General features: G+C 61.8%; 15 protein-coding genes and 1 tRNA gene. 7 read left to right on the top strand and 9 right to left on the bottom strand.

Annotated features, from left to right (window positions below):
• The first annotated feature begins 4 nt into the window (after nt 1-4).
• The 4 genes from ACE4RL_RS10440 (at nt 5) to ACE4RL_RS10425 (ending at nt 6,095) form a co-directional block, all read left to right on the top strand.
• Complete coding sequence (locus tag ACE4RL_RS10440) at nt 5-1,999, top strand: tetratricopeptide repeat protein (RefSeq protein WP_375597132.1); 1,995 nt, start codon at nt 5-7, stop codon at nt 1,997-1,999.
• Nucleotides 2,000-2,563: 564 nt separating this feature from the next.
• Nucleotides 2,564-3,991, top strand: coding sequence for a mannose-1-phosphate guanylyltransferase/mannose-6-phosphate isomerase (locus ACE4RL_RS10435; protein ID WP_375597131.1), 1,428 nt, complete (start codon nt 2,564-2,566; stop codon nt 3,989-3,991).
• 26 nt (nt 3,992-4,017) lie between these two features.
• Nucleotides 4,018-4,917 carry a UTP--glucose-1-phosphate uridylyltransferase GalU gene (gene galU / locus ACE4RL_RS10430; protein ID WP_375597130.1) on the top strand — a complete coding sequence of 300 codons (900 nt, stop codon included), beginning with the start codon at nt 4,018-4,020 and terminating at the stop codon, nt 4,915-4,917.
• A gap of 416 nt (nt 4,918-5,333) precedes the next feature.
• Nucleotides 5,334-6,095, top strand: coding sequence for an NAD kinase (locus ACE4RL_RS10425; RefSeq protein ID WP_375597129.1), 762 nt, complete (start codon nt 5,334-5,336; stop codon nt 6,093-6,095).
• Between the two features lie 13 nt (nt 6,096-6,108).
• Here ACE4RL_RS10425 and ACE4RL_RS10420 read toward each other — a convergent pair whose 3' ends face one another.
• Nucleotides 6,109-7,314: a DUF2336 domain-containing protein gene (locus ACE4RL_RS10420; RefSeq protein ID WP_375597128.1), complete on the bottom strand. Its 1,206-nt coding sequence runs from the start codon at nt 7,312-7,314 to the stop codon at nt 6,109-6,111.
• A 361-nt stretch (nt 7,315-7,675) separates the two neighbouring features.
• Nucleotides 7,676-8,485, bottom strand: coding sequence for a transglycosylase SLT domain-containing protein (locus ACE4RL_RS10415; protein ID WP_375597127.1), 810 nt, complete (start codon nt 8,483-8,485; stop codon nt 7,676-7,678).
• 268 nt (nt 8,486-8,753) lie between these two features.
• Here ACE4RL_RS10415 and ACE4RL_RS10410 point away from each other — a divergent pair, with 268 nt between their 5' ends.
• The gene (locus ACE4RL_RS10410; protein ID WP_375597126.1) at nt 8,754-9,725 is read left to right on the top strand and encodes a hypothetical protein; all 972 of its coding nucleotides are present in this window, start codon (nt 8,754-8,756) and stop codon (nt 9,723-9,725) included.
• Nucleotides 9,726-10,896: 1,171 nt separating this feature from the next.
• On the opposite strand, the gene terL is transcribed toward ACE4RL_RS10410, so the two are convergent.
• From terL to ACE4RL_RS10395, 3 genes are read right to left on the bottom strand one after another with little or no spacing between them, the layout of a single operon-like run.
• Complete coding sequence (terL, locus tag ACE4RL_RS10405) at nt 10,897-12,366, bottom strand: phage terminase large subunit (RefSeq protein WP_375597125.1); 1,470 nt, start codon at nt 12,364-12,366, stop codon at nt 10,897-10,899.
• Nucleotides 12,341-13,111, bottom strand: a complete 771-nt coding sequence (locus ACE4RL_RS10400) for a hypothetical protein (RefSeq protein WP_375597124.1) — start codon at nt 13,109-13,111, stop codon at nt 12,341-12,343. Before ACE4RL_RS10400 ends, terL begins: the two co-directional genes overlap by 26 nt.
• Nucleotides 13,104-14,531, bottom strand: coding sequence for a site-specific DNA-methyltransferase (locus ACE4RL_RS10395; RefSeq protein WP_375597123.1), 1,428 nt, complete (start codon nt 14,529-14,531; stop codon nt 13,104-13,106). The genes ACE4RL_RS10400 and ACE4RL_RS10395 overlap by 8 nt, the downstream gene beginning before the upstream one ends.
• Nucleotides 14,532-16,133: 1,602 nt before the next feature.
• Here ACE4RL_RS10395 and ACE4RL_RS10390 point away from each other — a divergent pair.
• A complete protein-coding gene (locus tag ACE4RL_RS10390; protein ID WP_375597122.1) occupies nt 16,134-16,475 on the top strand; it encodes a hypothetical protein in 342 nt (113 codons plus the stop codon).
• Nucleotides 16,476-16,639: 164 nt separating this feature from the next.
• On the opposite strand, the gene ACE4RL_RS10385 is transcribed toward ACE4RL_RS10390, so the two are convergent.
• From ACE4RL_RS10385 to ACE4RL_RS10370, 4 genes are all read right to left on the bottom strand, one after another.
• Entirely contained in the window at nt 16,640-16,972 is a 333-nt protein-coding gene (locus tag ACE4RL_RS10385) for a hypothetical protein (protein WP_375597121.1), read from the bottom strand.
• Nucleotides 16,973-17,086: 114 nt separating this feature from the next.
• Nucleotides 17,087-17,165 (bottom strand) — tRNA-OTHER (locus tag ACE4RL_RS10380).
• Nucleotides 17,166-17,281: 116 nt separating this feature from the next.
• Nucleotides 17,282-18,202, bottom strand: coding sequence for a phage recombination protein Bet (gene bet, locus ACE4RL_RS10375; RefSeq protein WP_375597120.1), 921 nt, complete (start codon nt 18,200-18,202; stop codon nt 17,282-17,284).
• A 12-nt stretch (nt 18,203-18,214) separates the two neighbouring features.
• Nucleotides 18,215-18,742, bottom strand: a complete 528-nt coding sequence (locus ACE4RL_RS10370) for a siphovirus Gp157 family protein (RefSeq protein ID WP_375597119.1) — start codon at nt 18,740-18,742, stop codon at nt 18,215-18,217.
• 713 nt (nt 18,743-19,455) lie between these two features.
• On the opposite strand from ACE4RL_RS10370, the gene ACE4RL_RS10365 reads away from it, so the two are divergent.
• Entirely contained in the window at nt 19,456-21,249 is a 1,794-nt protein-coding gene (locus ACE4RL_RS10365) for a hypothetical protein (protein ID WP_375597118.1), read from the top strand.
• Nucleotides 21,250-21,262 lie beyond the last annotated feature (13 nt).

Below are 21,262 nucleotides of genomic sequence, written 5' to 3'. Positions count from 1 at the left end.
CCTCATGGTTCACTTGATGAAGACCACGTTTCTCGGCCTTGCCATTGGATTGGCTCTATCCGTTAGCGGCCAAAGTCAGGAGCTTGCCCGCGCCGCGTCGGCGGGCGATGCTGCGCCGAGGGCCGTGCCTATTATCGATGAAAGCGCCTTGCGGTATTTCGCGCGACAGGGTGATGAGCGACGCTTGCAAGCCGAGACAGCACGACTCTCGGCACTTTATCCTGGCTGGACGCCTCCTGCAGATCCCCTTGCGATGGATAGCGGCTTCGATGAACAACTCCAGACCATGTGGGATCTTTACGGACAAGGCGACCTTGAAGGAGTGCACGCTGCCATCGAGGCCCGTCGCGCGGCCACGCCAGAATGGCGTCCGCCGCAGGATTTGCTGGATGCTCTCGCCAGCGGGTCCGCAGCCGCCGAGCTGCGGAGCGCCGCCGCCGTCCAGGATTACTCCACATTCATAAGCCTCGCCGCAAACCATGCAGATCTGCTGACCTGTGGCAACGTAGACCTGCTTTGGTCTCTGGCCGAGGCCTTCGTGGACACCGGTAAAGAAACGCGGGGTCTGGACGCATACGGTTATATCCTCGAAAACTGCACCGATCCCGAAGTGCGCCTAGCCACTATGCAGAAGGCTGGGACGATGTTGGCCTCGGCTGATCTCGAAACGCTCTTTTCGTTTGAACGCGACGGCGAGTTCGGCCCGGTGCGCCTCGACCGGGCCCGCGCCGCAGTTGCCGATTATCTCAACGGGGTGGTTCGTCAGATTGACGCAGATGCCTTGGCCATGGTCGAGGAGAGCGTGGCCACCTCTCGCTCTGCGGACGACTTGCGACTCCTGGGCTATTACGAGTTGCAGCGCAATCAGAGCCGGCGGGCCCGCAATTTCTTCGAGATGGCATTGGAAATCGACCAAGGCGAAGCGTCCGTGTCTGCGCTGGCCCTGGCGCTTGCGCAAATGCGCGACCTGGAGCGGGCAGAGGAGCTGCTGAGTGAACATCGCTACGACACGCCCCAATTGGAGGCTCAATATCTTTCCGTAGCGAGCGCTCTGCTTTCAGGAGATCCGCCGCGGCGTCTAGCAACCGAGACTTTAGAGCGGATCATTGAAGCGGTGAGCGACGCTGAAGATCACGTTGGTGCCCAGGCACTCGGATGGTACGCGTTCAATTTCGGCCAAGCCCAAACCGCATCGCGCTGGTTCGAAAAATCGCTTGAATACAATCCTGACTACGAGCCGGCCGCGTACGGCCTCCTCGTGGCGAGCCAGAAACTGCAGGATCGGAACGCCGTCCGCGACATCATCCGGCGTTGGGGTGCCGTTTCCCCGCGTATCGAGTTGTTCGGCCAGCCAGGGGCGCCGACCGAGGCTCCGGAGATGATGACGGTCCCCGACCCAGATTTCATCCGGCCGGCGGTTTTTCGCATGGACATGGGTCCCAGACTGGTTCTCGCTGCTTCTCAAACGCCAGCGCATGCTAGAGCCTTTGCGCTATGCGGCACGTTCCTGCCTCCAGAATCTTTATCTCCGGCGCAGGCACTTCCAAGAGCATGGTGCTTAATGGAGCTAGAACGCTCAGCCGAGGCAGCTTCAAATTTCGAAAGGGCCATTTTGTCCCAATCGGCCAACGCCCGCACGGAGGCCTACTACGGCCTGACGCTGGCGTATCTTCGCTTGGGTCTGATTGAAGAGGCGGCCGTCTCAGCGGCGGCCATGCCTCAGAGCGCGGAGCGGGTCACCGAGATGCAGGTCGCCTTGCTGGGCAGCACTGCCGTAACCTATTACGGCATTGGCCGCTACGACGAAGTGCTCCAATTGCTTGACCAGCGCGCCATGCTCGCACCGGAACAGAATGACCTGCTGACCATTCGGGCATGGAGCTACTATCACCTGGGGCGGCTTCGCGAAGCCCAGCGAATTTTTGCGGCCGTGGCCGCCACAGGCTACCAAGACGCGCAGCGTGGTCTCGATGCTTTGGCCGCTCGCGGCTGGAACTGATCAGTCCCAGGCGATGTGGCGCCCTCGCCTTGTATCGGCCGCGCAACTAGCCGCGGCGTCGAGGATACTCATGCGGCACTGGCACCGGCTCCTGCCACAACTCTGTCAGGGCCATACGATGTTGGTCGCCATCCCATCCCAGTAAGACACGTCGCTGAAATTGCCTTTGCCCATGCACGCCTCCCCTGCCTCAAAATTAAGGAAGAAGATGCCGTGTGAGCTGTCGCTGCACAGGCAGAGAGTGCTCCTCGAAGGTGTGAGGCCCCTCGCGCGGGCGGATTGGGACCGCTGTTCGTGCCGGTCAACGCAGCGTCAGGCGATAAGGCCTCTCGCCCCCCGCTGTCAGCGAGAGGCTGATCATACTTCGCCCGCCAATGACAGCTATCGCATGGCTGCCGCGCAAATTATAAGCTAGCGGCTGCCCCCATAGCATTTACTGTTGCATGCGGCGGAGTTAACCACCGCCTCAACACGCGGGGGTGTTAATCAACAGGCATGCTATTGTGCTTTTAGTTAGATCAGATAATCCACGTGGACATTTCCGACTGTTCTGGAGCAAAATTCGTGAACAGATCAATCGTGCCTGTCATCTTGGCCGGCGGCCAGGGAACGCGTCTGTGGCCCATGTCCCGGGCTGCTCGGCCCAAGCAGTTTTTGCCATTGCTGGGTACAATAAGTCTTTTTCAGCAGACCCTGCGGCGCGTCTCTGACCCCGCGCGCTATACTGCGCCACTGGTCGTCACCAATGCTGAGTATCGCTTCATTGTCGCTGAGCAAGCCGCCGAATGCGACACTCCGGTCTCGGCGATCATGCTCGAGCCCGTTGCGCGCAATACAGCGGTCGCAATCGCCGCTGCAGCCGTGCAGGCCCAAGCACTATACGGACACGATGCACTCCTGCACGTGCTCCCCTCCGATCATGAAGTCGACGCCAACGACGGATATTGGACCGCGCTCGATCATGCCGCTCTCGCTGCGCGCGAGGGGCGCTTGGTAACCTTCGGCGTCCAGCCCACGGCTCCAGAAACTGGATTCGGCTATATCAAGAGCGACGCGAGGGTTGGTGCCGGAGCGGCGTCGGTTCAGCGTTTCGTTGAAAAGCCGAACAGCGATGTTGCTCAGACGATGCTCGAAGATGGCGGATACTTTTGGAATTCCGGGATGTTCGTCATCGGCGCCGCCAGCTTCTTGCAGGAATGCCAATCCCTGGCGCCCGAGACCCTCGATGCAGCGCGCGTTGCTGTTTTGCGCGCTAGACAGGATCTAGACTTCCTGAGGCTCGAAGAAGCAGCTTTCACCCGGGCGCCAAACATCTCCGTGGATTATGCGGTATTCGAAAAAACCAACAAGGCCGATGTCGTAGCCGTAGATTTCGCCTGGTCCGACCTCGGCAGCTGGGACGCGGTCTGGAAATCCTCAGCTCGCGACCCATGCGGCAATCTCAGCAAGGGGCCTGTTACCCTCAGTGGGGTCGCCAATTCCCTCGTAATATCTGACCATGCGCACGTTGCGGTCAGTGGTCTGGAAGACGTGTCGGTCATCGCTACCGACGATGCCGTTTACGTGGGCCGTCTGTCTGGTGCCCAGAAGGTGGGAGAGATGGTCAAACATCTACGAAACGGGCAGGACACAGCCAACCTTACCGAAAATCATCGCACAGCATATCGCCCATGGGGCGGCTATTCCTCGGTCCTGAACGGCGACCGCTTCCAAGTAAAGCGGCTCTTCGTCAAACCAGGCAAAAAGCTCAGCCTGCAAAAACATCATCATCGTGCCGAGCATTGGATTGTGGTGCGCGGGACGGCAGAGGTGACCTTGGACGGCTCTGTAACGGTGCTTTCAGAAAATCAGTCAATTTACTTGCCCTTGGGCTGCGTGCACCGCCTGGCGAACCCCGGAAAGATCGAGCTTGAGCTCATCGAGGTCCAGACGGGCTCCTACCTTGGGGAAGACGATATTATTCGTATTGAAGACGAATTTGGTCGCGCCTGAGCGACGGCATTTTCCGGAGAGGTTGTATGAGTAAGCGCGTTCGAACAGCGGTGTTTCCGGTCGCGGGGCTGGGAACCCGTTTTCTGCCCGCCACCAAGGCGATGCCCAAGGAAATGCTGACGGTCGTGGACCGGCCGCTGATCCAGTATGCCGTCGATGAGGCACGCGAAGCCGGGATCGAGCACTTTGTCTTCGTCACCGGTCGCAACAAGGGCGTCATCGAGGATCACTTCGACAAGCAGTTCGAACTGGAAGCAACGCTGGAGGCGCGCGGCAAGTCAGCGGCGCTTGAGGAATTGCAGCAGGACCTGCCCTCGGCCGGTCGCACCAGCTTCACCCGTCAGCAGGAACCGCTGGGCCTGGGTCACGCCGTCTGGTGCGCCCGGGACATCGTGGGCGACCAGCCCTTCGCGCTGCTGCTGCCCGACATGATTTTCCAGGCCAAGCCGGGCGTGCTCAAGCAGATGATGGATGCCTATGAAGAGCGGCCGGGCAATATTATCGGGGTCGAGGAATGCGCCTGGGAGGATGTCTCCTCCTATGGCGTGGTGGTGCGCGGCGAGGGTCCGGACACCGGCTTTGCCATCAATGGCATGGTGGAAAAGCCCCAGCGTGACGAGGCGCCATCGAACCTGTTCATTTCCGGGCGCTATATCCTGCAGCCGGAAATCTTCGCGCTCCTGGCCGAGCAGACCAAGGGCGCGGGCGGGGAAATCCAGCTCACCGATGCGATGCAGACGCTGATGAGCCAGCAGCCTTTCACCGGGGTGAAGTACCAGGGCAAGGTCTATGATTGCGGCTCCAAGCTGGGCTTTCTGACCGCCAATGTGGTCTTTGCCCTGGACCGCCCCGACATCCGCCCCGGCTTCATTGAGGAACTGAGAAAGCTCGATCTGCTTGACGCCGTCCAGGCGGCCGCCCAATGACATCGGGGGAAACGAAGTTCCCGGCGGTAGCGGTGCTGAATTGAATTTCATGCTCCCCCAGAGGTATAGCTCTTATAATAAGTGTGATCTGGCGGACCTCTTGTAGTACCTGAAGTGTGCACGAAGGATCACTGTCTCAGATCGAGTGAACCGATTGGCTCTGGCCAGTCAGAGGAGATCCTGTTGATTTCCGCCGAGAAGTGATCTCGGTGGGAATATCCCAGCCTACTGGATCCTTCTCAGCGGCAATCACACGCCTGACAGATTAGGTGGGGCCGCCGCAGCTTGCCAATCCTTGGTAGGCGCCAGCTGCAATTGCCGGCGATCACCGCCGTCGAGCCACACCGCGCTGGTGGGTCGGGCCCGCTCATGTTAGGCAGACGGCCCGAAACTCATAGCCACAAGGAACCGGCTGCATGAGCAAGATCTGCGTCTTGACCAATCAGACCCCGGCAGCCGAAGACGCCGCCTCGCGCCTGCGCGCTCGCTATGGGTCCGTCGATCTGACCGACGCAGAGATCGTCGTGGCCCTTGGCGGGGACGGCCTGATGCTCGAAACCCTGCACCGGGTCATCGGAACGGACAAACCGGTCTACGGCATGAATTTCGGGTCGGTGGGCTTCTTGATGAACGCCTTCAGCGAGGACGCGCTGGACGAGCGGCTGATGGCCAGCCAGCGAACGCAGATCTACCCCTTGTCGATGACCGTGAGCGACGCGTCCGGTCAGCACCGCACGGCGCTGGCGATCAACGAAGTGTCCCTGTTTCGCGCAAGCTATCAGGCGGCCAAGCTCCAGATCATCGTCGATGGCGAAGTGCGCCTGGATGAGCTCATCTGCGATGGCGCCCTGCTTTCGACACCCGCCGGCTCAACGGCCTACAATTTGTCGGCCCACGGTCCCATCCTGCCCATTGAGGCGCCCCTGCTCGCCCTGACGCCGATTTCGCCATTCCGCCCACGGCGATGGCGCGGCGCCATCCTGTCCAACCGCGCCGTGGTCACGTTCAAGGTTCAGGAGGCCGGCAAACGGCCTGTTAGCGCCGTGGCTGACAAGGTCGAATTCCAGAATGTGCTGGAAGTGAAGGTGACCGAGGACCGTTCGCACGGCGTGACGTTGCTGTTTGACCCCGGAACGAGCCTGGAAGAGCGGGTCTTGAGCGAACAGTTCCGCTACTAGCTCGGTCGGTGAACTAGGCGGCCGGGAGCTGCAGTCGCTCTTCCTCCTGCATGGCGGGCAAGCTCATGGTGCACTGCGTCGTCCTGGCAAATGCCGCCATCACCCCCCGCGCCGCCTTGCGTGCCAGGGCGATGTTCTGCTCATTGAGATAGCCGAAGGTCTCCTCCAGCTCTTGCGGGATATCCCCGTTGAACTCGGCGATGAGTTCTTCAGTCAATGCGGTGATGACGTAGTGACGCGCTGCGTCATCATCGGCGAGGTCCGCCGTTCGCGCGTGCATCACCAGGCGCAGCAACAACTCCCGGGATGGCGTGGAAAGCCCGCAGCGGGCGAAAAGCGCCACCAGCGCGGCGCGGCTGCCCCCCTGCAGCAGGGTGAACACCTTTGCGCTGCTGGTCTCTGCGAGAACACCGATGCAGGCTGCAAAGAACATTGCCCGGCCCGTGACGACGGCATATAGCAACAATCTGGTATTGATCTGATCGGCGCGCATCAGCGCACCGGCGAACTCCGCCCGGCTCTCTTCATTCTCCGCTTCACCGATAGCGGCAAGGGCGGTGTCGCTACCGTTGCGCATGATGCGTTCCAGCCTGTCCTGCGCGAGCGCCCCCTTGACGATGCGACAGGCCTTCAGGCTCTCGGTCACCTTCCGCACGAGGAGCAGTCGCGAAACGCCAGACAAGTCATTGCGGGACAGCAGGACACCCCGCATCACCGCATCATCTGCCCACGCTAAGGTCGCCGCTTCGAGGGCCTCGCCGCTCACGGCCACGTCTTGGCGTCGCAACAGACGCAAGGCGACGTCGCGATCCTGGCGCGCGAGCAGTGCGCCGGCCAGTCTCTTGCTGATGGTCTGGCGCTGGGCAATGGCAGTCATCACCATGTGGTCACCACGCATGACCAGCGGCACCAGGTCGGCGTCGACCAACACGGGCGAATATTGCAGTACTGCCCTTGAGATGACGGCACTATCCTGCAGCAGCGCCAGAATGACGGGACGTGGTGCCTGGTGTGAATGCAACAGGCCGTAGGCGAGCGCGGCGCGCACCTTGACTGAAGTATCATCTAAGAAACCGATTAGTGCGGCGTACAGTGCCGCGTGCTCGTCGGCGGGGCCCTGGTGATCGAGATAGGCGAGTGCGGCAAGATGTGCGGCCTGCCCCCTTTGGTCGCAATCATGCGACTGCGACAATTCAGCGAACGCCTCGTAACCGATCATAACTCACTCCGCACCAATAGGGCGAAGCTACACGGCAATATTTAAGGAACGGTTCACCATAACCTGGCGAGGCGTGAGTGGCGGTCGAAGACCATCCGCGCGGGCAATCAAATGCCAGCGATGAGCCCCATGCCACCACTGATTACGCTTCCAGCAACCCAGAACAGCGCCCAAGACAGCAAAGCAAGCGTGAGAATAACCACGCCTCGCGGCGGCTGAGCCAAGTTTCGGGGCCGTGCAACCTGAATATGTGCCATCACCAAGGTCCTCCTCGAGGCCGTGTCGCGTTGAATCGCAATCACTTAAGCGCCCTAAGTCTTAACGCGTCTTGAAACTGAGCGTTGCAATTGGCTCCCACAGCTTACTGGTTGTATAATTGGGTAAAGAAAGCGGAACCAACGCCGCTCTCCCCCTCATCGACCCCAACCTCCGGCGCGTTCCTGAACAATCCGGTGAAGGACATGTTCTCTGGAGAGAACCGGGAAGGCAACGGCGGCTCCGCCGAGGGCTGCGCCATGCTCTCACCCGCCATTTGTTGCACGGCAAAACCCGAATTGCCGGAAACATCGTGCTTGGCCACCAAAACCCGGTAGACGTCCCTGATGCTCCTGGCCTGACCGTCTTCACCGTAGAATATGGCGCGATTGGCCGCAGCCTGTCGGGGAAACAGCGACACGGCGAGCTGGTCCGGATCTTCCAGGCCGGCCCTGAACATCTTCTCAGCGCCCTTTGCGCCAAGGAAGTGCGCAATGTAGAGCTCGCCCGCACTGGGCATGCGACCGAACACCGAGCGCAGATATTCCCCATTACCCCTGGTGAAGGCGGCAGCGATATCCGAGGCGATTTGCGGGTCCTCGCGCAACTTGAGGATCTGCGCGCGTTGTGCAGGATCAGCAATCACATAGTCGCCATCACCATTGCGGGTGATGGCATCGGCATAGGCGGCATAACCCAGGCGCGGCCCCTCCTCTTTCATCACCTGCAGCCACGTTCCCTCCAGGAACTGGAACAGCCCCACGGCCGATGACGTGCTGGCACGCGCCTGCGGGTTAAGACTGCTCTCGCGCATGGCCGTCTGCAGCAAATAGCCGAAATCCACCCCGCTCCGGTTACCCGCTGCGTTCAGAGCATTGGCCAGGCTCTGCGAAATGGAAATGGACTGCACACCCATGAGCGGTCCTTGCTGGGAGAATCAACCAGCCAAGCTTAACACCGCAGCTCGTTAACGCACTGTTAACCACGCTTGCGCGCTGATTGGGGCTGAACGACCTACCCGGCGCCGCAGCAACCACCCGGTGAACGAAGAGTGCCTTAAAAAATCCTGGAGACGGCATGCGATGGTTTCAAAACAGAAACGACTGTGACACAGCTTTTCCCCATTCGGGAGCTAGGCAAACCTTCGAGTCGCCCGGTTGATGGCGCCGCGAGCTGGAGACCACATGCGTTCAGCAAGACTATTGGCAATCTTGATCGGCCTCGCAGCAGCGATCGGCCCCTCGAATTTTGTTCAACAGGCTGTCGCACAGGACTCCGCTGAGATTCCCCCCCTGCCCCGTCCGCGGCCGGACCGCGGAGACGCGCCTGCCGCGCAAACGGTCACGGGCCCCGCAGAATCCACTGCGACCGAAGCCATTGCCGCCATATCCAGCGTGCCCCAACCCGTGACCTTGACAGCCCGGATCACCGCCGATGGTTCCACTATTCCCGAAGGGCTGGTCTGGCGCATTTTTGAAGGCGCACCCGGCGAGGACGGAGAGATGGCCCTCGTTGCCAAGGCCGACAACGGCAGCGCTGAGCTCGAATTGCCGCCCGGGGATTACGTCGTTCATGTTGCCTATGGACAGGCACAGTTGAGCGAGCCGCTCTTGGTCGTGCCAGGCAGCAATACCCTCGATGTCATTCTTGACGCCGGAGCGCTGCGGCTCAATTCAGCCGTTACCGGCGACGTTCCCATCTCGCCCGCCTTGTTGAAATTCGACATTTTCACCACGGGCGGCGGGACCGACCGCGCGCTGATTGCCGACGACCTGCCGCCCAACGAGATCATAACGCTCAACGCTGGCACCTACGAGATCGTCTCCCGATTTGGTGCGATCAATGCCATGGTGCGCGCCGATCTGCGGGTGGAGCCGGGCCAGCTGACTGACGCCACGCTCTATCACCACGCCGCCGAAATCTCGTTGAAGCTGGTTTCAGAGGAAGCGGGAGAGGCGATCGCGGACGTCGAATGGACGGTCAAGACCGCCGACGGCGCGACCATATTCAGCGAACGTGGCGCCTTCCCCTCGACGGTTCTGGCCGAGGGCGAATATCTGGTGCTCGCCAAGCTCGGGGACCAGGTTTACAACCGGCAAATTCAGGTTCAGCCCGGCTCTCCGCGAGAAGTCGAGGTTCTAACAACCGCTTACTGATAGCTCGGCCTCGCGAGTTCCCTGGATCCGCGGTCGGACCCAAGATTCCGGCGCGCACATGAGCGCCATTCCATCGACTGCATAATAGCCGACCTCGTCCTAAACCCAACTTTCAGAAGCGGCCGGTGCCTTCCCATTGAGGGTTCAGTGGGTTGACCCCAGTCGGTCAGAAGGCTTTCGGGCGTGGTCAGGAGGGTTACCGCACCCCGACTGGATCGGTCGAAACCAAATCCCGGCGCGCCGGACGAGTCTATCGCGCGCAAGCGCTGTGGAACACGCGCCCGCGGATGAGCCAGTCTCAACTGTCGCGTTTCCTCCGTGACAACAAGTTGAAGTGCCCTGCCAATTCGGACCGTTCAGAGCTGGGATTTTCCAGCCATGATCCCTGATTGGGAGATGGAGAGTTCCGATGAAGGCATTGAAGTTTTCTGAGGCGCAGATCGCCTTCGCTCTCAAGCAGACTCCTGTATCCAGCGCCCCCTAATGGATGCAAACCTGCGGAAATGAACATCGAAGCACCAAGATATATCAGGGCGGTCCCGCCGCTGACCACATAGATAACTGACGCAACCGCAACCGCAACCGCCACTGCAATGCACAGGGCAAACCACGGGGACAACGAGGGTTTCCGATCCACCGAAGCAGTCGCGTGGTATCGAACACTGGGAAAAGAAGGAGCCAGAGCGCTGTCATGTACCAAACGTCGCCGATCAACTGCGCTTCCCACTCTTGCGCCAGGTCCACGTCCTGATCGAATTTACCTTCATGCGCGTGAGGCTTGAGGTGATAGACCGCAGCACTCCGGTACTCGCGTGCATCGGCTGTGAGGCGCAGATGCGGCAACCGGGGGATACCGGTTTTCGCCCGCCCCGACTGCGTCGAACGCCAAGGACTTGCTCTACCTGCTCAATCTCTTGGGGTTTCCGTTCGCCTAACCGGCATTGCGGCAGCTGAATCAGGACCTAAGAGCGGGCGATTTTGACGCGGTACGTGCATCTGGGTAAAACGCCCTTTGCCTATCTGGCCGTCAAGGTGGCCATAAAGCTGCGCCTACCAACTGTTGTGACATTTCATTCCATGCTGATGCCGTTATGCGGCGAGGGCCGAAATCAACGTGTGGCCTGAATCAATAGACCTGTCGCGCCACCACTGCGGCCATCGCACTCACCCCTCAATGACGCCGCAGCGAATAGTCCCGCCCCTGCGGCCGGGTCGGCTCAGGGCGCTGCTTCCGCTCCGGCATGGTTTTGCCGGCATGCGAGGACCGCGTGAGATAAGCGAGCGCCTGGCTAGTGGAGTCGACCTGGTCGTCATGCGTCTTATTCGGGAAGCCCATCAGCTCATCCATCCACGCTCCCAACCAGGGCGCGTCCTTCGGCACAAAAACCTGTCCCGATTCAAAGCGCGCCGACTGCGCCAGGAAGCGCGCTTCTTTGTCGTGCTTGGGATTGGACAACAAGGCCGGCAAGGTTTTGGTCGCCCGCAGGTCCTGCACCAGAGCCCGCCCCACATCGGTGTTTTCAATAATAGTCTGATTGACCGACCAGCGCGCCGACAGGTTCGTGACCTGCTTGCGAAGCTCCGGGAACTCCCAGCGGCCGCGCACCAGATCGAGCAAATAGTAGTTGAGGCCCTTGGCCCCCCACACCGTGCCCACCGAGTAATCCGCGGTTTCGGACAGCGTGGAGGCGGTGTCCCAGCTGGCGACGGTCCGATCAAAGGTTTCCGGCGGCGCATCGAAAAATTGGATCCACTTGCGCTTGATAATGTTGCCCAACAAAGGGATGGGCGCCTGCTGATACTGCGCCGAAAAAATCAACGTGCCCTGAGCCCGGCGCGTCATCTCCAGCGAATGCCGCGGTTCGCGCTCGGGATGCAACACGTCACCGGCGCGCCGCTGGTGCGTGCGACCGGCGTCGCTCAGACAGTAGCTCTTAGGCTCCAACGCAATGGCCGGAATGCTCACGTGCTCCCAGTCGCCGCTGCGCAGCACATGCCCGGACAGATCATCTTCGTGCAGGCGCTGCATCACGATGATGATCGCGCCGTTAATCTTATCGTCGAGGCGGGGCAGGATCGTGCTGTCAAAAGCATCGTTGACCCGCAGGTTGGCTTTGCTGGACAGCCTGTCCGTCGGCTTAATCGGATCGTCGATCACAATCAGATCCGCCCCACGCCCGAGCAGCGACCCGGTCAGACCATGGGCGAGCCGATAGCCGCGCTGGGTGGTGGTCAGCTCATTGATCCGCTGGCTGCTGAGTGCGAACTCCGGGAAGCAACGTGCAAACCAGGGCGCGGAAACAATTTGTCGCGTATCCGCCGACAGTTTTTCGGCCAGCTCGCTGGCATAGGAAGCGCAGATCAGGCGACGGCGAGGGTCACGCCCTAGGTACCAGGCGGTAAAGGCGTTCGAGACCAGGATGGATTTGGTGCAACGGGGCGGGAGATTGATGATGAGGCGATTGATGTCACCGCGTTCCACGCGGGTCAATTGCCAGCACAGATGATCAATATACCAGCTGTGCTTGAATTCCGAACCCGGCTCCAGCGTCTGAAACACCTTCCGGCTGAACGCCGGAAGGTCGTTGCGGAGGGCCAAATAGAACAGGCCCGGGTCAGTCATCGCTGCCGCCGAGGTCATCGCCGCTGTCGTCGGAGCGGTGTTGCCGCTCACCATCGTCCGGCGTGCCGCGCCGAGCGCCCCCGGCGTCAACCTCGGGTGCAGGCTCCGTGCCGTCCTCGTCGGCATACGGCACCTCGTCGCCCCCTTCCTCCCAAGGCGCATCGTCCGAAGCATCGGCGCCCAGCTCGTCGCTATCGCCATCCGCCGCGACGTCATTGCTCGCCGCGTGGTTCCCCCCGCGCTCGGCCGGATGCTGAGCCTGGTAGCGCGCGTCCAGCGTCACTTTCTCGAGGAACTGCGCAAAGATCTCCTCATCGCTGGCGTCAAGCGTCAGTTTTTCTGCAGGGCTATCGTCACCGAACTGCAGCCGATATTGCGCGTAGCAGCGCAAAGCGGCGGGCGCACCAGCATGGCATGCCTTAATCAATCCGGTGAACCAGATGAGATCAGGGTCACGCGCTTGCCCATCGGCGGTCATATAGGGCTGGTTGAACAACTTCCGGAAGCCCTGGCGGTTACGTGCGAAATCATCCTGTGGCTTGGGCTTGCCCTTGCGACCATAGGGATTGCGCCTTTCTCCAGGGCGAATTTTGCTATGCTCGGGAGGATGGCCGCGCCCAACATAACCGGGCTGGCCCGGCTGCGGCTTGCCGGGGACTGCATTGCCCTTGCCGGCGGAGGGCTGGTGCGGAGGCCGCGAGTCCGGGGACCTGTTGGGTTCGTTGCCGGCAGGCGGCAGCGGCGGAGAACGACGCTTAGTCATGGCCGTGCTCCCCCTCAGCAGCGCGGCAAGCCGCCAGCTCCTCAAAATTACGACCATCGCCGTGCAGCACCGCCGCCGTGCCGCTCAGCGCCTGCCAGCGGTGGACGGCGAGGTCGACGTAGCGGGGATCGAGCTCGATGGCCCGGCACACCCGCCCGGTGCGTTCGGCCGCCAGAATGGTGGTGCCTGAGCCGCAGAAGCAATCGAGCACGATTTCGCCGCGACGGGACACATCCCTGATGGCCTCCATGACCAGGATGGTGGGTTTGACCGTGGGATGATCGGCCAGGTCCTGCGTGCGGTTGGGACCAAAACTGTTGGCGCCGGGGACGGTCCAGACGTTGGAGCGATGCCGCCCGGTCTGACCGAGCTGGAAATTATTGGTGTGGCGAGCGGTGCCAGCCTTGAACACACCGATCAGCTCGTGCTGCGAGCGATACATGCTGCCCATGCCGGCGTTGGTCTTGTTCCACACCACCAGGTTGAGCAACTTGTTGTAGGCGCGATCGCCGGCGGCCAGCAGCTCGGCGATGTGACGCCAGTCCATGCAGGCGAAATGCACGGAGCCGTCCACCGCATGCGCGGCGCAATTGCCCATATACGTGGCGAGGAAATCGGTGAACTGCTCGCGCGTCATTTCACCGGAGGCCATGGCAAATTCGCGATGCTTGACCTTGCCCAGGCCCGAGATCACCCCCTCCACTTTGAGATTGTAGGGCGGGTCGGTAAAGCTCATCCGAGCCTTCTCGCCCGCCATCAGCTGCTGAAAATGCCCGTCATTGAGCGCGTCGCCGCACAACAGCCGGTGAGGCCCAAGCAACCAGAGGTCGCCGGCGCGACTGACGGCCGGGCCGGTGGCCGGCCCCGGCATGACGTCCGCCGGCGGCGTCTGCTGCGGCGCGAGCAGCAGGTCAAACTCGGCGGGCGAAAACCCAATCGCCTCGGGCTCGATGTCATGCGCCTGCAAGGCGGGGGCGATGTCAAACAGCTCGAACGCGAGCTCCTTGGCATCCCAGGCCGCCCCCTCCGCGAGCTTGTTCAAGCCCACACGGCAGGCCCGGATCTGCGCCGGCGACAATTGGCTCAGGCGCACCACCGGCACTTCGGAAAAGTCCAGGCGCTTGGCCGCCTCAAGCACCGCGTGGCCGTCAACGATGACGTTGTTGGCATCCACCAGCAAGGGGGTGACAAGTCCGAAGGCGCGCAGGCTGCCCATGATGGCCGCGAGCTGTTGCTCGGAGTGCTTGCGCAGCGTCTTGCTGTGCGGCAGCAGCTCCCAGATCGGCAGGTATTCCAGGCTCAGGCGCTGTTGTGGCGCATTGTTGGCCGCCTCGGGCGCCCGGGGCGCAGCCTGGCGCGTGCGGCGACGAATAGTCGGCGGCCGGGTCTTAGCAGTGGTGGAATGTTTGGTGGTCGGCATAGCAGACGTGTCCTTCCCCCGCGCGATTGATTGCGGGTCTAGAAGAGCACCTGCTGCCACTAGGTCATCCCTGGCTGCTGATCTCAATTTAGGCATTACGAGGGGATGACGATAGGAAAATATACAGCTCTGCTAAGCGCGTCAAGTGGTGGCACTGCCGGGGGCATTGCTGGCCGATATGGCGCTGAGGCCGCTCGTTTTGTGGACGCGGCAATGCGGACCCAAGGATTAGACGCTTAGCCCTGCCTGCCAAAGCTGCACTCTGGGCCGGATCAGCTTCTCCCTCGGGACCGGGCCCCTTTGTTGGGGAGGACGGATGTGTAGAGGGGGCGGTCGCGCATGTCATCATTCCCGCTCTCAACAAATCACAGACCCTTTGCAGCGGACACCGAAGGCTGTCAGCACGCGCGGCTGGGTAGGCAGCGTCCAAGCGGGCGGCGGGCCGCGGCGGATCATTTGGGCCGGACATCATCTCCTGGTGTGCTGCGGCGTCGCGGCTCCGGGCGCCCGTTGCTCCGGCGCTAAGCCTGCCGGAGACGGCAATACCGCTCGCAGACGCAGCGCGGTTCGCTTGCGTCAGAACTTGCGGCGATCGGGAAAGAGGTCTCCAACCGATGGGCGCAAGACCAGCGCGCCGGCCGGCGACCGAAGGCGAGTGGGCGCATCGCGGCCAGGCCTGAGGCAAACCGACCGGTACCTGCACAGGGCGATGATGGCGCGCGCCAGCGCAATAGGCAGCCGATGGCGGCGCGCAAAAGTGAATGTCTCATAGGGCTGAAAGTGGTGGGTACCGGGAGGCGTGCCTTGCAGAGCACTACGCCGCCAAGGCCATTACGACGTTCCGGACCCCGGCTCACGCTATAATCTGTTGCGTCGCCCGCCGCCGGCCGCACCGGCCACCGCGCTGTGGCGCCCGCCCGCTCTTCTCCCATGGACTAAGATGAGATCTGTTTTGGCGCACGGGCCGGGGGGCGGTTGGCGCGTTTTTGCGCTAAATGATCTGATGTTAAGGACATATCCGCGGCCTGCACCTGGGTCTTACCCGGGGCATCCCTTCGGCACGCCGCATAGCTAACGATCTCAAACGCGCTCGCGCCACTCGCCGCCGCTCAACGACTGCAACATGCAGCCATCCGGGGTCGCGGTTAGACATCGCAGCGTGAGGGCTAGCCCGAGCACGCTGCTGCTCGACAGCTGTTTCGCATTTTGAGCCGGCGCCTTCCCATCATCCACGCTATTTTTTCCCATCAACGACCAAGTCGCTTTCCCATTTCGCGCCGAGCCAGTGGCACCGGGTTTGCTGTGCGCTGGCATGCGGTTAGCTGCGGCGAGGGGTCGTCTTGGCGGCTCAGCTTTCCCAGTATTTTCGCGATAATGGGAAAATCGCCCTGGCGATCTAGCCGTTCGGCCGCGCGGACAGCCTGTCGGGGGGGAGATGCAAGCGCCCGCGGCCGGGCATGGCCCGCCTTCACTTCTGCGCCCGCGCGCTCAACATCCGCTTGTCTGGGGGCGCAGCAAGAGCGTTGCTGGACGCATTGCCAAAGCTCTAGGGAGGTTACAACCATGTGCCGTTTTGTACCGCGCCTGCGGCGCCCCGTCTCTGTGTCGCTGTTGCTGGCTGGCGCCGCGGGGTCAGCCGGCGCGCATGATCTGACTGTTGACGCCGTGTTGGCCGAATACTTGCAAGAACAAAGACCGTTTTGGGAGGAAGGCTTCTTTGAGCAACCTGACCCTTTCATCATGCCCACGCTCAACGAGGCGCAATCGTGCATCCTCTATACGTTTCTGGTCATGCAAGATCCGATGATGAACCGCGCGGAGTCCTGGAGCGCGTTCTGTTATGAACGCGGCCTCTATTACCAGCCGATGAGCGCGGTGATCGAGGCGGCCTATGACGCCTTTGATCGGCAATATCAGCTGCAATTGACCCGTCGCGGCCGTTAGGCCTCGGCGCGGTTCGGCCAGGCCTCGATAAAGCTGGCGGCCGCAGCTCGCCTGCCCGAGCTGCCACCCCGCCGTTGCCGTTCCGGCTGCGCAGCTCTTGGCGACATATTCGAAGAACGGGGATGACGTTAACAGCTCGATCCCCAACCGCGGCCACCGCCGGGCTATACGCGACCCCGCTCGCGCCGCGGGCGTGGCAGCATGTCACAGACGGCTTGTATGGTCGCCACTAAGGCGGCGGCCATAGCGGGGACGGCCAGCGTCCACACGCTGTCCGTTACGGTCTGTCGCAGATCGAGCCGCGGCCGGCCGCCCTGCTCGCTAAGATCTAGCAGCTCGTTGCCAAGCTGCAGACCGATTAGCAGCCACAGCGACAGCCACGGGCGCCGCGTCGCCGCCAACGCCATGAGATAAAAGGCCGCGCCGAGCACCAGATGCATCATCCAGTCCTCTAATCCGTAATAGTGCAGGAGTTCAGCTTTCAGTCCGCGGTACATGGGTTTTGCTTTTGACAGCCTTGCCGGAGCAGGGCCACTGGCGCGACATTGCCGGCGGGACAGTGCACCAAAACCAAGAAGCCCGCCCAGCGCTGCTGAACGGGCTTCCACAACCGGGTGCGGGAATTGAACCCGCGAGACGCTCTCACGCCAACCCGACCGGACGGTCGAATGCCTTACCTGCTCGGCCCCCCTTTTGTTTGGGCGCGTGCGACCGCGCGGCGCGCACAAAAGCCGTACGTACGCATCCTGGCAAGCCCCGGTCATTTAAGAAGCCTGAGACCCACCCCCCTACTCATCTCAGCCCGGTCAATGCACCGTCGCCGCCCCCTCCCCCAGCTTGACTTCAATGAGTTTTTTAAGCATCAGCGCCTGCACCGGCTCTGCCTGCCAATACGCCCGCAAGGCGTCACGATTGACGCTGGCCCAATCGCGTACCGCCTGCGGTTGGTGCGTTGAGACAAAGCTCATGGCTTTTTGGCCGAAGGCGCCGATATCAACCAGCTCGGGCAAAGCCGTCTGTCCCCAGTGGACCGTTAGCCGACGACCCTCGCTCACCCTGTCTTGACCTGCCGAAGGCGCCTCGAACGGATCGCCATGCTCGTCATCGGGCACGGCCCCAGCCCATTCGGCCTCGTCATAGAGCCCTCCGAACAGGTCCGGCCAGCCCGCCCGCAAGGCCTGCATCTCAGCGCATTTAGCGATCATCAACCGCGGCATGCGGCGCCAACTATCCGCTCCCGGCGACCAGGCCCCGGTTAGGCCTCCCCGTCGCTCGCTGGACCTAGTCAGCTCGGCCTCAGCCAGGCGCTCATAATACTCGCCCGCTAAGGGCGAGAACTCATCCCAATAGGCCTGCCCTGCCACCTCGTACCACTCTCCGATGCCTAAGTCCTTCTTCCACAAAAAGACCGTGGCCGAGACTATGCCATCGGGATTGCAGGCGGAACGTCTTTTTGTCGCCGTGTGATAGCGCGGCGGTTTGGTGGCGGCCCGATAGTCCCCACAGCGCTGGGCAATCAGCCTTTGTCCCTCGCGACTAATGATAAAGCTCAGGCGGCGTCGGGCCGGGTCCGCAGTGCCTTGCACCTTCGGAACGATGTGCCCTAACAAGGGGTCCAGACCACGCGCCCGAGCCATGTCGAGAAACACCTCAAATTCAGCATTGGAACAGTCCTTGGCCACCGTCCGGCGGATCAAGGCAACCTGTCGCGTTGTCAGCTTGCTCATCGCTCTCACCTCCTATTTGCGCCGAATGGTGAGGCTATAGGTCGGCTCCGCCAACGCCGCCCCTGGCACGGCCTGCCCCGCGTTAAGGGCGGCCAGAATGGCTTTTTTGTCCAAACGCGGCGCCGGCTGCTCAGGCAAGACCCAAAAGGCCGACGGGATCTCGGCTTCGCTTTCCAGCACCAAGCCGGGAGCACGCCGCGCTAACGAGAGAGTGGCGGTGGGCAGGCGGAGGGGCGAAATCCCGGTGGCCATCAGCGCCTGTTCGATCAACCCGGCCAACAGCTCGTGGCGCTGCAAGACGCGCCGCTTGCGCGCGCTCAGCACCTCGATCCGGGCCGCTATGCCATCCTCCATGACCTCGCACTCCTCGATGGCCTCAAGGGTTCGCGCGATCGCTTCAACCAACCCGGTTTCACCCTGCACCATGTCACAGCGCAACTCGGCCTCGTCCTCGGTCAACACCTCCGCCAGCTGTTCGACCAACCGTTGTGCCAGGATCGTCTCTTGACGAATCTCGCCCTCGATATCGGTTTTCATCATCGCTTATCTCCACGCTAAGTGCATGGAAACCATAGTAAAAGCCGTGCAACAGTCCAGCGATAAGTCGTTGCATGCACTCCTGTTTCGCCCCAGCGCCCGCCACGGGGACAGACCGATACCCCCTGACCCTTGGCGCCTTATCCTCCACCGCGTTTGGCGCACACCAGGCCAGCCTCCAAAGCGTTGAGCGGTCCCACCCTCAGTAGCGAGGGACCAAGGCAAGGCGCGCTCCACCCCAACGGCACGGACCCTGCCATTCGCCTAGGGGGGCGAGGGGGTGACGCTGCAACAGGCAGCAGTCCGACGCCCATAACCCGGACCGAAAGGGGGGTATGCCCAAAGGCCGCGAGGTCACGCCGCACAGCTGTGCCGCGTGCGCCTCTGGCCTGCTCTCAACAACGACACTTATGCCCGCTCTCCACATGACACCCGCTCTCCACATGACACCCGCTCTTCAAAGGGCACCCGCTCTCCAAAAGCCCCCCACGCTGCAGGCTGTCACCGGCTCAGGTGACGGGGGCACCGGTGGCCCACGCACCCCACCGGCAATCGGACGACCTTGGCCAGCATTCAGCCAATTCTCCAAAGCCACAAGTTCTGCTCGCCGCTGCCGGCTCGCTTGTGCAATAAAACCGCAACCGGAATGGTCGGTTACTTGCATAGCCCGCCTATGGGTGCCCAGATGCAAGGCTCTGAAAAAGGGAGAAGTGAGCATGATGTCGATGAACGTGACAACCGGCGGCCGTTTGCCCGCCCTCGCAGCGGCCTGCCTGCTCAGCGTCGCTCTGCCGGCAAGCAGTGTCCTGGCCAAGGAAAAGGTCAAGACGGGCGATGCGGCACCGGCCGCGCTAGAAATGGAATACGCCGTCTCCATTCCAGCCATCGACGCCATCGATTCCAATCTTGATAACACCCAACTCACCGACATACTCAGCGGCAAGATCGCAGAAAATGCGGAAGCTCTGTCGGGCCTCGACGCCACCAGCATCGCAGTGCCCGAAATCACCATCAGTATAGCCTCGCAGAGCGGAGACAAAGCGCACGACGCCACCATCACCCTGGCCGATCTCCTGCTCGAGGACGTCGTCGATGGCCAGGCCGCAAGCATCAGCCTGGGCGGCGTGACGCTGCAGGCCGACGACACCGATTTCGCTTTTGGTGCCATGTCCGCCGCCAATTTCGACATCGCCGGCGTCCTGGGCATCTATGGTCTGGTCGATGCCGGCGGGCAGACCGGATTGGAGACCATCTACACGGATCTGGTTGCCGAAGGCGGAACCCTCACCGCCCCCGAAGTCACCTGCAAGTTTGGTGGTGTCACCGGTGCAGAATTCAAGGCCCGGCCGCTGAAAACCTCGTTTGCCGAGATGATGGCCATCGGCCAGGCCATGGAAGACCAGGGCGATGAGGTCGATCCGGCCACCATGGGTCAGTTCCTCAAAATCTATGCTGATATTCTGACGGCTTTTCAGACCTCCGAAATCACCTTCGAAGGCTTCGACTGCGACGGAGTGGACGAGGAGGGCCGCCCCATGACCTTCTCCATCGCGGGCATGACAATGGGCGGCATGAGCCCGGGCGTTTATCCTTCCATCTCCATGGATGGGATGAACATTGCCGTTCAGACCGATGGCGCCATCGCCCTGGACAATCTCACAATCAAGCCGATGGATCTTACCGCGACCATCGCGACCCTCGAGAACGCCCCGGACAGCGTGGATGACGCCTGGTTCGAACAAAACGCCCGCACGCTCATTCCTGCCATGGAGGGGTTGTCGTTCACTGGTCTGGATATCGACATTCCCGACCCGGATAGTGACGGAGCACGCATACAGGCCAAGGTAGGCGCCTTCGACATTTCTCTGGCCAGCTATCTCAATGGCATTCCGACCGACCTGGATGTGTCGGCGACACAGGTTCAGGCCGCAATTCCCGAGGGCACTGGCGATGAATCGCTCGAACAGTTGCGGGCATTGGGCATCACCGATGTGGATGCCAGTTTCCGCCTGGCGGCGGCTTGGGATGAGGCCAGTCAGACCGTGGCCATCGAGGAGGTTTCGCTCTCCGGCGTCGATCTGGCTTCTATTGTACTGGCTGGCACCTTAGCCAATGCGACCGATGACCTGTTTGCGGTGGACATGGACGCGTCCATGGCAGCGAGCCTGGCGGTAGCTGTGCAGAGCCTCGATCTGACCGTGACCGATCAGGGGCTCTCGGACATCATTTTGGCTGTAGTCGCGGCTGAGCAGGGTGCTGATCCCGCAACCCTGCGTCCTGTGTTTGCCGGCCTTGCCCAGGGCACCGTGATCGTCATGATGGCGGGTGCTGCAGACGCGGCCAAGCTTGGCGAAGCCATCAACAGCTTCGTGGCCGGCAAAGCGAAGATACTCACCATCGGCATTGAAGCCAAGACCGAACCTGGCCTGGGCATGATGGATTTCATGCAGGCCGAGGAAGACCCCGCGACCCTGCTCGGCAAGGTCAATATCAGTGCCGAAGCCAAGTAGAAGTTCGCACAAA

This window comes from Devosia polycyclovorans (assembly GCF_042181575.1).
GTDB lineage: Bacteria > Pseudomonadota > Alphaproteobacteria > Rhizobiales > Devosiaceae > Devosia > Devosia polycyclovorans.
This window is presented reverse-complemented; position numbering and strand designations above follow the sequence as displayed.

What these genes read in the sequence shown, in the direction of transcription:
- ACE4RL_RS10370 (WP_375597119.1), bottom strand. Translation starts at nt 18,742, where the DNA reads ATGATGAAAACCGATATCGAGGGCGAGATTCGTCAAGAGACGATCCTG.
- ACE4RL_RS10420 (WP_375597128.1), bottom strand. Translation starts at nt 7,314, where the DNA reads ATGATCGGTTACGAGGCGTTCGCTGAATTGTCGCAGTCGCATGATTGC.
- ACE4RL_RS10425 (WP_375597129.1), top strand. Translation starts at nt 5,334, where the DNA reads ATGAGCAAGATCTGCGTCTTGACCAATCAGACCCCGGCAGCCGAAGAC.
- ACE4RL_RS10400 (WP_375597124.1), bottom strand. Translation starts at nt 13,111, where the DNA reads ATGACTAAGCGTCGTTCTCCGCCGCTGCCGCCTGCCGGCAACGAACCC.
- ACE4RL_RS10410 (WP_375597126.1), top strand. Translation starts at nt 8,754, where the DNA reads ATGCGTTCAGCAAGACTATTGGCAATCTTGATCGGCCTCGCAGCAGCG.
- bet (WP_375597120.1), bottom strand. Translation starts at nt 18,202, where the DNA reads ATGAGCAAGCTGACAACGCGACAGGTTGCCTTGATCCGCCGGACGGTG.
- galU (WP_375597130.1), top strand. Translation starts at nt 4,018, where the DNA reads ATGAGTAAGCGCGTTCGAACAGCGGTGTTTCCGGTCGCGGGGCTGGGA.
- terL (WP_375597125.1), bottom strand. Translation starts at nt 12,366, where the DNA reads ATGACCTCGGCGGCAGCGATGACTGACCCGGGCCTGTTCTATTTGGCC.
- ACE4RL_RS10415 (WP_375597127.1), bottom strand. Translation starts at nt 8,485, where the DNA reads ATGGGTGTGCAGTCCATTTCCATTTCGCAGAGCCTGGCCAATGCTCTG.
- ACE4RL_RS10365 (WP_375597118.1), top strand. Translation starts at nt 19,456, where the DNA reads ATGATGTCGATGAACGTGACAACCGGCGGCCGTTTGCCCGCCCTCGCA.
- ACE4RL_RS10440 (WP_375597132.1), top strand. Translation starts at nt 5, where the DNA reads ATGGTTCACTTGATGAAGACCACGTTTCTCGGCCTTGCCATTGGATTG.
- ACE4RL_RS10385 (WP_375597121.1), bottom strand. Translation starts at nt 16,972, where the DNA reads ATGTACCGCGGACTGAAAGCTGAACTCCTGCACTATTACGGATTAGAG.
- ACE4RL_RS10395 (WP_375597123.1), bottom strand. Translation starts at nt 14,531, where the DNA reads ATGCCGACCACCAAACATTCCACCACTGCTAAGACCCGGCCGCCGACT.